Source organism: Streptosporangium sp. 'caverna', assembly GCF_003203775.1.
In the GTDB taxonomy this organism is placed as follows: Bacteria; Actinomycetota; Actinomycetes; order Streptosporangiales; family Streptosporangiaceae; genus Streptosporangium; species Streptosporangium subroseum.
Genome location: NZ_CP029711.1, coordinates 10,123,601 through 10,135,675, shown reverse-complemented (window position 1 = coordinate 10,135,675; position 12,075 = coordinate 10,123,601). Strand labels below are relative to the sequence as shown.

The 12,075-nt window shown below is 69.7% G+C and carries 10 protein-coding genes and 1 riboswitch; of the genes, 8 read left to right on the top strand and 2 right to left on the bottom strand.

Translation table 11 applies throughout. The features are described 5' to 3' along the window. Positions 1-55: 55 nt before the first annotated feature. The 8 genes from DKM19_RS43770 to DKM19_RS43735 all read left to right on the top strand — a co-directional run bounded on the left by DKM19_RS43770 (position 56) and on the right by DKM19_RS43735 (position 10,371). Positions 56-1,264 (top strand): efflux RND transporter periplasmic adaptor subunit, encoded by a 1,209-nt coding sequence (locus DKM19_RS43770; RefSeq protein ID WP_110706405.1) that lies wholly within the window; start codon positions 56-58, stop codon positions 1,262-1,264. Continuing rightward, positions 1,261-1,992, top strand: a complete 732-nt coding sequence (locus DKM19_RS43765; RefSeq protein WP_110704481.1) for an ABC transporter ATP-binding protein — start codon at positions 1,261-1,263, stop codon at positions 1,990-1,992. Before DKM19_RS43770 ends, DKM19_RS43765 begins: the two co-directional genes overlap by 4 nt. After that, positions 1,989-3,254, top strand: a complete 1,266-nt coding sequence (locus DKM19_RS43760; protein WP_110704478.1) for an ABC transporter permease — start codon at positions 1,989-1,991, stop codon at positions 3,252-3,254. Before DKM19_RS43765 ends, DKM19_RS43760 begins: the two co-directional genes overlap by 4 nt. Positions 3,255-3,312: 58 nt before the next feature. After that, positions 3,313-3,915: a hypothetical protein gene (locus DKM19_RS43755; RefSeq protein ID WP_204358494.1), complete on the top strand. Its 603-nt coding sequence runs from the start codon at positions 3,313-3,315 to the stop codon at positions 3,913-3,915. A gap of 92 nt (positions 3,916-4,007) precedes the next feature. Continuing rightward, positions 4,008-4,748, top strand: a complete 741-nt coding sequence (locus DKM19_RS43750; RefSeq protein WP_089211909.1) for a response regulator transcription factor — start codon at positions 4,008-4,010, stop codon at positions 4,746-4,748. Positions 4,749-5,008: 260 nt separating this feature from the next. Continuing rightward, on the top strand, positions 5,009-7,033 hold the full coding sequence (locus DKM19_RS43745) for a GTPase domain-containing protein (protein ID WP_239513916.1): 2,025 nt from the start codon (positions 5,009-5,011) through the stop codon (positions 7,031-7,033). After that, positions 7,030-8,919: a GTPase family protein gene (locus tag DKM19_RS43740; protein ID WP_110704476.1), complete on the top strand. Its 1,890-nt coding sequence runs from the start codon at positions 7,030-7,032 to the stop codon at positions 8,917-8,919. The genes DKM19_RS43745 and DKM19_RS43740 overlap by 4 nt, the downstream gene beginning before the upstream one ends. A 514-nt stretch (positions 8,920-9,433) precedes the next feature. After that, a riboswitch (cyclic di-AMP (ydaO/yuaA leader) is annotated at positions 9,434-9,579 on the top strand. Positions 9,580-9,591: 12 nt separating this feature from the next. Beyond that, entirely contained in the window at positions 9,592-10,371 is a 780-nt protein-coding gene (locus tag DKM19_RS43735; protein WP_110704474.1) for a glycoside hydrolase family 25 protein, read from the top strand. A gap of 23 nt (positions 10,372-10,394) precedes the next feature. Here the strand turns inward: DKM19_RS43735 and DKM19_RS43730 are convergent, their stop codons facing one another. Together DKM19_RS43730 and DKM19_RS43725 are read right to left on the bottom strand one after the other, a co-directional pair. Next, complete coding sequence (locus DKM19_RS43730; RefSeq protein ID WP_110704472.1) at positions 10,395-10,778, bottom strand: hypothetical protein; 384 nt, start codon at positions 10,776-10,778, stop codon at positions 10,395-10,397. A gap of 232 nt (positions 10,779-11,010) precedes the next feature. Further along, positions 11,011-11,871 carry an alpha/beta fold hydrolase gene (locus DKM19_RS43725; protein ID WP_110704470.1) on the bottom strand — a complete coding sequence of 287 codons (861 nt, stop codon included), beginning with the start codon at positions 11,869-11,871 and terminating at the stop codon, positions 11,011-11,013. Between the last annotated feature and the right edge of the window lie 204 nt (positions 11,872-12,075).

Sequence of the window (12,075 nt, the reverse complement as noted above, 5' to 3'; positions counted from 1 at the left end):
AACCTTCAGCTACAGCCGGGGTAAGCCCAAGCCTGATAGGCCAATGTCGGGCGCTGTGAAGTTGTCCACCAAGCGCAGAGCGCTGATCTTGAACGGGGCCCTCGGTGTCCTGTTGCTGGGCGGCGCGGGTATCGCCTACTCCTCTCTCGGAGTCGGAGGGGGAGCCTCCACCGCCGACGCGGCGGTGCGGACCGTACCGGTGACCCGCGGAACGGTGTCCGCCTCGGTGTCCGCCTCCGGAACCGTGGCCAGCGCGAAGACGCGGTCGCTCAACTTCGGCTCGAGCGGCACGGTAGAGAAGGTCTACGTCGCGGTCGGGGACAAGGTCACCGCCGGGCAGATCCTCGCCCGCCTGGATGACGCCTCAGCGTCGGAGAGCCTGGACGCGGCCGCCGCCGCTCTCGACTCCGCGGACGACGACACCTCGACCGCCGCCGCCTACGCCCAGTACGTCACCGCCAGGAACACCTACCGGGAGGCGCAGCGCGCGGTGGCGGGCACCGTCATCAAGGCGCCGTTCGCCGGTACGGTCACGGCGGTCAACGGCGCGGCCGGGGATTCGTCCGGCTCATCCGGCTCCTCCGGTTCATCCGCGAAGGCGTCCGGTTCCGGAGGCGCGGGTGGCGCCGGCGGTTCGGGCGGCGCCGGTGGCTCCAGCGGTGCGGCAAGCGGCTCCACCGGTTTTGTCGAACTCGCCGACACCAAGAAGCTCCAGCTCGTCGGCAACTTCACCGAGTCCGACATCACCAGGCTCAAGGTGGGCCAGGCCGCCTCGATCGGATTCGACGCGCTGACCGGTGTCACCGCGGTCGGCAAGGTGACCCAGATCCAGCCGGTCGCCGCCACCAACAACAACGTGGTCCAGTATCCGGTGACGATCTCCTTCACCAAGGTGCCGAAAGAGGTCCGGCTCGGTCAGACCGCCACGGTCAAGATCGTCGTCGAGGAGGCCGAGGACGTGCTCGCGGTCTCCTCCACGATGATCTCCACTGTGGGCGGCCGGAGCACCGTGACCACTCTTCAGGACGGCAAGAAGGTGCCCGTACAGGTCGAGCTCGGGATCAAGGGCGATGCGCTCACCGAGATCAAGTCCGGGGTCGCGGAGGGCGACCAGCTCATCCGCCCGGCGGCCACCGGATCCACCCAGCAGGGCGGCTTCCCCGGCCTCGGCGGCGGTGGCGGAGGCGGCGGTGGTGGAGGCCGTGGCGGGGGCGGGTTCGGCGGCGGCGGTGCCGGCGGCGGCGCGGGCGGATTCGGCCGATGACCGCCCCGGTCCTCTCCGTCCAGGACATCATCAAGGTGTACGGCCAGGGAGACGCGGAGGTCCGCGCCCTGCGCGGGATCTCCCTCACCGTCGAACGCGGCGACTACGTGGCCATCATGGGCGCCTCCGGCTCCGGCAAGTCCACGCTCATGAACATCCTGGGCTGCCTGGACGTGCCGTCCTCCGGTCGTTACCTCATCGACGGCACCGACGTCGGGGCGCTGGACGAGCACCAGCTCGCCGTCCTGCGTAACCGGAAGATCGGGTTCGTCTTCCAGTCGTTCAACCTCATTCCCCGGATGAGCGCGCTCGCCAACGTCGAGCTGCCCATGGCGTACGGCGGGGTCGGGGCGGCCGAGCGGCGGGCCCGCGCGCTGGCGGCCCTGGAGCAGGTCGGCCTGACCGACAGAATCCACCACGAGCCGAACGAGCTCTCCGGAGGCCAGCAGCAGCGGGTGGCCGTGGCCAGGGCGCTGGTCACCTCGCCCGCCCTCCTGCTCGCCGACGAGCCGACCGGCAACCTCGACACCAAGTCCACCGGGGACGTGCTGGCGATCCTCGACGAACTGAGCGGGTCGGGCAGAACAATTGTGATCATCACCCACGAGGACGACGTGGCCACGCACGCCAAGCGGGTCATCCGCCTGGTGGACGGGCGGATCGTCGAGGACCGCCGTCAGGCCCCGGCCGACGGTCTCCCGCCGCGCATGCTGGAGGTCACCTCGTGAGCCGGCTTGAGATCCTGCGGTTCGCGCTCCGCGGCGTGTCCGCCAACAAGCTGCGCAGCTTTCTGACCACGCTCGGCATCCTCATCGGGGTGGCGGCGGTGATCCTGCTGGTCGCCTTCGGCGAGGGAGCCTCGCAGACCATCCAGAAGAGCATCCAGCGGCTCGGCGCCAACACCCTCACCATCTCCGCGTCCTTCGCCGGGGGCGGCGGCGGGGGCGGATTCGGCGGCGGCCGTGGCGGTGGCGGTGGCGGGCAGAACACGGGGCCGCGCACGCAGGCCAGGCAGCTCACCCTGGAGGACGCCAAGGCACTGGCCGACCACGAGCAGGCGCCGTCGGTCAGGAGCGTGTCCCCGGTGGTGACCGCGTCCTCGGCCACGGCGGTCTACGAGGGCGTCAGCCATACGATTCCCCAGCTCGTGGGCACCTACCCGAGCTATTTCGAGGCGACGAACAAGCTCGTCGGAACCGGCGCCTACTTCGTCAACGACGACGTGCTCGCCGCCAGGAAGGTCATGGTGATCGGGCAGACCGTGGCCGACGAGCTGTTCGGCACGGCGAGCCCGATCGGCAAGCAGATCGCCGTCTCCGGGGTGCCGTTCACGGTGGTCGGGGTGCTCAAGGAGTCGGGCTCTGTGGGCGCGCAGGACGCCGACGACGTGGCCATCGTGCCGCTGCCCGCCGTACAGCAGAGCCTGACCGGATTCGGCCCGCTGGGGTCGATCGTCGTGCAGGCGACCGGCTCCGACACGACCGATTCGGCCCAGGCCGAGGTGACCGCGGTCCTCGACCAGCGGCACGGCATCACCCCCACGAGCACCGCGGACTACCGGATCCTGAACCAGGCCACCCTGCAGGAGACGGTCAGCTCGACCGTCGGCATCTTCACCGCCCTGCTCGGCGCGGTCGCCGGCATATCCCTGCTGGTGGGCGGGATCGGCATCACCAACATCATGCTGGTCACCGTCACCGAGCGGACCAGGGAGATCGGCATCAGGAAGGCCATCGGGGCGCCCAGGAGCGCCATCCTCGGCCAGTTCCTGCTGGAGGCGACGGTGCTGAGCCTGGTGGGCGGTCTGTCGGGGGTCGTGATCGCGTTTGTCGGCACCCGGTTCTCGATCGCCGGCATCGAACCCGTGCTCGTGCCCTCCTCGATCGCGCTGGCCCTCGGCGTATCCGTGGGCATCGGCCTGTTCTTCGGCGGTTACCCGGCCAACCGGGCGGCCAAGCTCCGGCCCATCGAGGCCCTGCGTCACGAGTAGCGGCCCGTACGGCTTACACAACGCGAGTGCCCTGTACGGCTTAGGCAAGGAGAAGGACATGGGCGACAACAAGGACGAGACGGTCTCGAACGGGAAGCTGCTGGAGACCTCCCCGTTCGCGGGTGACCTGGAGAACGAGCTGGCGGCCCGGCCGCGGCGACGTTTCTCCACGCTCACGGTGGTTCTCGCAGCCGGGGTGATGCTCGTCGCCGGGGTGATCGTGGGCATCCAGGCGCAGAAGGCAATGGGCGGCTCGGACGCGCCCAGTGGTCCGGGCGCCGCGCTACGGCAGGGCGGCGGTGCCGGCGGCGGTGGTTTCGCAGGCAGGCAGGGCGGCCAGGGAGCTCAGGGCGCTCAGGGGCAGGGTGGCGGCGGCCAGGGCCGGCAGGGCGGCCAGGGCGGTTTCGGGGGCCGGCAGGGCGGTTTCGGCGGGCTGACGGTCGGCACCGTACAGAAGGTGGACGGCGAGAAGGTCTACGTCCAGACCATGGACGGGTCCGTCGTCACCGTGAAGACCACCGGTGAGACGGCCGTGCGGCTCGCGAAGGAGGGCAAGGTCGCCGACCTCAAGCCCGGTGGCACGGTGACCGTCCAGGGGGCCAAGGCCGACGACGGTTCGGTCACCGCGACCATGATCAATGAGGGAGGCGGTCGCCGGTGAGCCCCCGGCTCGACGAGGGAAGTGGTCGCCGGTGAGCACCCGGCTCTCTGAAGACTTTTTTCGGGAAACGTTTTCCCAGGAAACGTTCAGCCATGGCTGAGCTACGTTCCAGCGGGGTGAGCGAGTCTCAGGGGGTGCTGGACAGAGTTGAGGCCCGATTGCTGGTTGTGGACGACGAACCGAATATCAGGGAGTTACTCTCGGCCAGTCTCCGTATGTCCGGGTTTGAGGTGGTGACTGCGGCGGACGGCCGGGAGGCCGTGCACTTCGCCGAGCGGATCCGTCCCGACCTGGTCGTGCTGGACGTGATGCTGCCCGACATGGATGGGTTCGCCGTGGCGGGGCGGTTGCGGGAGATGAGCGAGCAGATGCCCGTGGTCTTCCTGACCGCCAGAGACGGAACCGACGACAAGGTCGCCGGCCTGCGCCTGGCCGACGACTACGTGACCAAGCCCTTCAGCCTGGAAGAGGTCCTGGCCCGGATCCGGGCCGTGCTCCGCCGTACCAGAGGAGATCTCGACCTCCCCACCCGCCTGCAGGTCGGCGACCTGGAGCTGGACGAGGAGGCGCATCAGGTGTGGCGGTCGGGCGTCGCGGTGCGGCTGTCGCCCACCGAGTTCAAGCTGCTGCACTACTTCATGGTCAACACCGGCAGGGTGCTGTCCAAGGCGCAGATCCTGGACCACGTCTGGAACTACGACTTCGGTGGCGACGCCGGAGTGGTGGAGTCCTACGTCTCCTACCTCCGCAGGAAAGTCGACACGGCTGAGCCGCGACTTATCCACACCCTCCGTGGAGTGGGATATGTCTTGCGACAGCCGCATAGTGATTGAATTTTCAGCTGATACTCAGCTTTGCCGGATGTGACGCTGAGTTTCAGATGTTCCAATGGGCTTCGCATAACCCCCGATCACCCCGGATCCGCGAGGTCGGCTCGGGCTCGCCTCCAGCTGCGGGGGAGACGAGCTCGGTGTAGCCCCACGTGAGAGCCGGGGGTACGCCCCACCGCTTTACCGAGTTCGCCCCCGTAACCCGGTCGAGCGGTGGGGCCATTTCACGTATAGGGGGCTTCCGGGCGGGCAGGATCGATCCTATGAGTGGGAACGATGGTTTGCTTGGGGCGCTGCGGGAGTTGCGACAGCACCTCGACCGTGATCTGTTCCCTCTCGCGATCGGCAATGTCGAGACCGACCGGCGGGCGCTGCGCGAGTTGACGGGCCAGCTCGACGACTATCTGATCCCTCGTCTGAGCGTCATCGACGCGCCGTTGCTGGCCGTCGTCGGCGGCTCCACCGGGGCGGGCAAGTCCACGCTGGTGAACTCCCTGGTCGACGAGGACGTCTCGGAGCCCGGCGTCCTGCGGCCCACCACGCTGGCCCCCACCCTGGTCACCAACCTCGCCGACCGCGAATGGTTCGGCGCCCAGCACGTCCTGCCCGGCCTGCCGCGCGTGACGGGGAGCGCCAGGGGCGAGCCGGGCACGCTCCGGGTGGTCACCTCCTCGATCCTGCCGCCGGGGCTGGCCCTGCTCGACGCTCCGGACATCGACTCGGTCGTCACCGCCAACCGCGAGCTGGCGGCCCAGTTGCTCGCCGCCGCGGACCTCTGGCTGTTCACCACCACCGCCGCCCGTTACGCGGACGAGGTTCCGTGGGGCTTCCTCCGCCTGGCCAGGGAGCGGAGCACGGCTCTGGCCGTCATCCTGTCCCGGGTTCCGCCGGAGGCCCTGGGCGTGGTGAAGAAGGACCTGGCCCGACTGCTGGAGGTCAACGGGCTGGGCGGGACAGAGCTGTTCGAGGTGCCCGAGCTGGTATTGCCCGAGGAGAACGCCCGGCTGCCGCGCTCGGCGGTCCAGCCGGTCGTCGACTGGCTGACCGCCATCGCCGCCGACGCCCAGTCCCGCGCCGACGTGGTGCGCCAGACCCTGTCGGGCGCCCTGGGAAGCCTCGCCGTCCGGGTTCCCGCGCTCGCCGACGCGGTGGACCGTCAGCACGCCGGGGCGAAGGAGCTCCGCTCGATGGCGGACGCCTCCTACGCCGTGGGGCTGAGCTCCTTCGACGAGGGCATGCTGGACGGGTCGCTGCTGCGGGGAGAGGTGCTGGCCCGCTGGCAGGACTTCATCGGCACCGGAGACCTGATGCGCTCGCTGGAGAGCCGGGTGGGCCGGCTCAGGGACCGCGTCGTGGCGCTGTTCACCGGGCGGCCCGCACCCGAGAGCGAGCTGCGGGTCGCGCTGGAGAGCGGGGTGGAGGCGCTGATCAGGTCCTCGGCCGACAGCGCCGCCGAACGCCTGCTGGACTCGTGGTCGTCGCACCCGTCGGGGCGCGCCCTGCTCGCCGACGCGGGGGTCGCCACGGTCGGACGGCTCGGCCGGGCCTCGGCCGAACTGCGCGTGAAGGCGGAGGCGGCGGTCAGGGCCTGGCAGGGATACGTGCTCGAACTGGTCAGGGAGGAGGGCGCGGAGAAGCGCACCACCGCCCGGGTCACCTCGTTCGGGGTCAACGGAGCGGGGCTGCTGCTGATGCTCGCCGTGTTCGCCTCGACCGGCGGCCTGACCGGGATCGAGGTCGGCATCGCCGGAGGCACCAGCGTGCTGAGCCAGAAACTCCTGGAGGCCGTCTTCGGCGACCAGGCCGTACGGACCCTCACCGTCAAGGCCCGCGTCGACCTGCGGGCCCGCGTCGCCGCGCTCCTCGGCGAGGAGGCGACCCGCTTCACCGTCCTCCTCGACGCCGTGGAGCCCCCCGACGGCGCGGCCGCGGCCCTCCGCGCCACCGCGCGTGCCGTACGGGATCATCTGCGTGAGCTCCCGGTCGGAGAACGCCAGAGCGCGCTTCTCGAGGGCGGGCACCCGGACGCTCTCCCCGAGGGCGGACGCCAGGGCGCACTTCCCGAAGGACGCCGGGCCGCGCCTCCCGAGGGGCGCCAGGGCACGGTTCCCGAAGGGCATCGGGCCGCGCCTCCCGAGGAGGGCCGTCAGGGCACGATTCCCGAGGGAGGCGAGTCTCCTCCGGCGCGGTCCATACCCCCGGCCGACGACCCGCAGGCCGTACGAGAGCGCGGCCGGACCCCCGATGCCGTTCGCCGCACGACCGGTGGAGAGGCGGACGAGGCGTGAAGCTGTTGCGTCGCAAGAAGTCGGTGTCGCTGGACGACAGGCTGGCGGGGCTGGAACAGGCCGCGGACCTGGCCGACGGGAGGTTGGGCGCCGAAGCGGTCTCCGGAGCGCGTTCGGTGGTCTCCCGTGCCGGGGTACGGCGGAGCCTGTCGGTCGACCACACCGCGGTCGCGCTGGCCGGGGCCACGGGGAGCGGCAAGTCCTCGCTGTTCAACCTGCTGTCCGGCACCTCACTCGCCACGGTCGGGGTCACCCGCCCGACCACCTCGATCGCGCAGGCCGCGCTCTGGGAGGGGACGGGGGCGGGGTCGTTGCTCGACTGGCTGGAGATCCCCCGCCGCCACGAGGTGTCGGATGTCCCTCCCGCGATCGCGCCGCGGACGCGGAACGGCGGGCAGGTGGGGATCGCGTCTCGTCCGGCTACCGGGGAGGTGGTGGGCGCGATCGATCCGTCGGACGGGGAGGCGGCCGGGCTGATCCTGCTGGACCTGCCCGACCACGACTCGATCGAGCTGTCGCACCGCCTGGAGGTGGACAGGCTCGTCGAGCTGGTCGATCTGCTGGTGTGGGTGCTCGACCCCCAGAAATACGCCGACGGGGTCGTGCACGAGCGATACCTCCGGCCGCTGGCCCGGCATCGGGACGTGATGGTCGTCGTGCTCAACCAGATCGACCGGCTCTCCCCGGCCGCCGTGGAGCGGTGCCTGAAGGACCTGCGGAGGCTGCTCGACGACGACGGGCTGACGGGGGTGCCCGTGGTCGGGGTCTCCACGCGCACCGGGGCCGGTGTCTCCGAGCTGCGTTCCCTTCTCACCTCCCGGGTCTCCGACCGGCGGTCCTGGGCCACCCGCCTGGCCGCCGACGTCGGCACGGCCGCGGACGCGCTCGTCAGGGCGTCCAGCGGCATGGGCCCTGCCGATGAGCCGTCGCGGGAGATCGAGGGTGAACCGGCCGGCTCCGGCGCTGTCTCCGACTCCGGTTCTGGTTCTGGTCGTGGATCTGGCTCCGAGGCTGGAGCCGGTCGCGGTTCCGGGTCTGGAGCCGGTCGAGGTTCCGGTTCGGACGCGGAGACGCCGGTGAACCCGCCGGAGGTGTCCGTGGACCGTCTGGCCAGGCCGCTGACCGACGCGCTGTCGGAGGCGGCAGGGGTGCGGGTTGTCGTCGAGGCCGTGGCCAAGGCCCATCGCCATCGCTCGGTCGCGGCCACCGGCTGGCCGATCACCCGGTGGATCCGCCGGTTCCGCCCCGACCCGCTCCGCCGCCTCCACCTGGGCACCTCCCCGAATCCGCGCTCCGGCGAGGCCGTGGGACGCAGCTCCATGCCCGCCACGACCGTCGTCCAGCGTTCCCGCATGGACACCGCGATCCGGGAGGCCGCCGGGGCCGCCTCGGCGGGACTGCCCAGGCCGTGGGCGGTGGCCGTACGGCAGGCCGCGCGGTCACACGGAGACGAGCTGGAGGACGGTCTGGACCGGGCCGTGGCCGCCACCACGCTCGGAGTCTCCAGGCGGCCCAGATGGTGGCGGGCGGTCGGGCTGGCGCAGTGGCTGGTGCTCGCGGCCATGATCGCGGGCGGGGTATGGCTGCTCGGCCTGGTCGGAATGGACTATCTGCGGCTTCCGCAGCCGTTCCTGCCGACCGTGGGCGATCTGCCCTGGCCCACCTTCCTGCTGATCGGCGGCGTCCTCCTCGGGCTGGTGATCGCGTTGCTCTCCCGGGTGGCGGCCTGGCTCGGTGGCCGGCGCCGCGCGCGCAGAGCGGCCAAGGCGCTCCGCGCGAGCGTTGATCAGGTCGCCCGCGAGCTCGTGCTGGAACCCGTGGACGGGGAGCTGTCCAGATATCGCCGGTTCGTCGAGGCGATCACGGTGGCCCGGGACGGGGGCTGAACGGCCCGGGTTCCCGGCTTTCTGCCGCCGTGCCTGCGGTACCGGATTCACCACTCGACAAAAGGAGGTCGACCGCCCAGCTCGGAAAGCCGGCCGCGGCAGCGGTGGTCGGCATCAACATGTTCTCGTGACGGGAACGGGCGGTTCCCTGCCACGTCCGGCGCCCTTGACGGCGTCTCTGACCTGGTCGTACAGGACTCACACGTATCTGGTGACACGCTCGTATCTGGTGACACCCTTGGCCTCGGCATCTCAAGGCCGAATGGGGCTTTCCGAGGCCCCGAACCCACCTGCCAAAGGTAAAAGATTTGTTCATCAAAGGCCTATGCCGTAAGGGATTTCGTTAGGCCGACATGACGATGCCTTGCATCATTCGACTCTCATCGCTTACCTTCGGGATCTCGGGCATACGTATATCCAGCCAAGTTATGGCCTCAGCCAAATTGTGGCGCGGATAGTGCTCTGATCATTACCGAGACCGTGGTCTCGTCCCGCAGAGATTTCCGTCGCGGGATGAGCGCGGCTGCCGAGTCCGTGCGTTCACGGAGCCGGGGACCCAATCTTCTGGGGTGAATCGCGGCCCATTCCACATGGCGTCGTGTAGGGCACTTCCACGCCCGAACCCGTCAGCTAACCCGGTAGGCGGCATGGAAGCAAGGAGTTGATCCCCGCATGTCCAAATATCGTTTTCCCCGTCCCCTCATGTCCGCGATGGGTGCGACCGTTGTCGCCGGCGCGGTTCTCGCCGCCAGCCCTGCCCTGGCCTCCAGCCTTTCCGCGACGACCGTGAGCGGTGCCGTTCAGACTTCGGCCAGGGCGCTCACCGCGCCGGTCAACCTGGGGCAGACCGCCTCCCTCAGCGGGGCCCGCGCCGAGGTGTCGACCTACGGCCAGGATGTCTCCAATTACCAGGCGGACCATGACTGGGATGCCAGCCCGGCCAAATTCGGCATCGTCAAGGCCACCGAGGGACTGGATTTTCGCGACAAGGCATTTGCCCGGCACTGGAGCCAGCTGGCCAAGAAGGGCATCGTGCGCGGCGCCTATCACTTTGCTCATCCCGCCAACAACCCGATCGCCGAGGCTGACTTCTTCCTCGCGGTGGTGAACCAGCAGCCCGCCAAGCCCGGCGATCTGCTGGCACTGGATCTGGAGACCACCGACGGCAGGTCCGTCAGTGAGGTCAACGCCTGGGCCAAGGCCTGGCTTGCCCGTGTCCAGGCCAAGACCGGCGTCAAGCCGATGGTCTACAGCAGCTGGAACTTCGCCAACACCTACGGCGCAGGCCTGGCCCAGTATCCCCTCTGGGTGGCCTTCTACAGCGGTGGCATCGTCACCCCGCCCGCCGACTGGAAGTCCTGGGCCATTCACCAGTATTCCGAAACCCCCATCGACCAGGACATCTCCACGCTGACTCCCGATCAGCTGCGCGCCCTCGGCCGCCCCGCCTGAGGTGTCCGCCGCCACGACATCCTTCAGGCCCTCTCCTCGGGCCGGATCGAGAGGATCAGGTCCGCGACCTTTTCCGGGTGCTCGCGCTTGACCGTCCGAAGGTCGAAGCCGTTCCACAGGGACACCAGGTAGCAGCCGGAACGCGCCCCCACGGTCACCGTGGCGAACACCCATCCCGCGCCGCTGTGGACGATCAGCTCGGGGGCGTATCGCCTGCTCTCCCCCAGCGGATGGAGACCGCCGGTCCCGAGCAGCCTGAGGCCGATCGTGTGGGCGGCGTAGGCGCGAACTCCCCGGGCCTTCAACAGCCGCTGCACGACGGCCAGCGCCTTGTCATGCTGCTCCGCCGTCGCGTCGGTGACGGAGTCTTCACGGTCTTCCGTATCCCCGATGGGGAATGCTGTCATTACTCGCCCGAGTGCCACGTGGACCCCGCCCCTTCTGCCCTCCGCATTGCCCCGGTAAATAACGATTCGTCGTTAGTTAGGTCTCCGGCCGCTTCCGAGGAAATGCATACCTCTCTTCAGCGAAGAGTGCCGCACCACACCCATGTTCGGTAGGCGGTTCGTCACCACAATCGGCCTTCAATGATGATTGTGTGTTCTGTAGGACTGACGGGATGGCCGTGGGATCGCGTCGTTAAGGGCGCTGGGAGCCGACCGTCGTCACGGCGTCGGCGAACTCTTCGGGGCGTTCCAGGGGAGTGAAGTGGCCGGACCCGTCGAGTGGCCGCAGTTCGACATCGCTGAAGAAGGCCGCCAGCCGGTCGGACCAGTCACGGGAGAAGAGCGGGTCGTGCTCGGGCCACAGCACGATGGTCGGTGTGGCGATGCGATGTTCCGGCTCGGGTTGCCGCTCGGCGGCCGATACGGCGATGGTCCCGGCACCGGCGCGGTACCACGCGATGGAGGCGGAGAACCCTCCCGGCTCCGCGTAGCCGGGCATCAGGTGGTCGATGTCGGGCTCGAAATCCGGCCCGGACCAGTGCGACCAGAAATACAGCAGGTAGTCACGTACGGCTTCGGGCCTGCCGTCGATCAGTTGCTCGACCAGCGCCAGCTGGTGGAACGCCTGGTACCAGTACTCGCGCTGGGCCTGTTCGCCGAGCATTCGTTCGCCGATGCCCGGCAGGGGCGGAGACAGGACCAGGCCGCCGACGAGGTCGGGGCGGTCCTGGGCGATCCTCTGGGCGACCCGGCTTCCGATGTCGTACCCGCCCAGCACCGGCCGGTCGAGCCGGAGCTCTTCGATGAGGCCGATGACGCTGCGCGCCTGCCCGGCGGCGCCGTACTGCTCCCGGGGGTCGGCGAGATGCTTGTCGGAGCCGCCGAACCCGCGCAGATCGGGGACGACGACCTGGCGCGTGGGCGCGAGCAGGGGGATCACGTGCCGGTAGTCGCTCCGGCCACCGGGCCAGCCATGGAGCAGCACGGTGGGCGGCCCGTCGCCCGCGATGTCGTAGCAGAGCTGGAATCCGTCCACCATCGAAGTTCTCGGCATCGCCCCTCCTCCGGCCGTGGGCCTTTCCACGAGTGAGCTCTCTCCGAGGTAGGTCTGCCCGGGGGGAGAGCGCCCTACGCCCTCGCGCCGGGAAGCCCGGGGGCGAGCCGTACGCCTTCGGCTGTACCCCGATCCCCGAGACCGGCCGCCGGAACCGGCAGGAGACACTCCTCCGTCGCGTCCTTGTACTGGGTTCTCACCGTT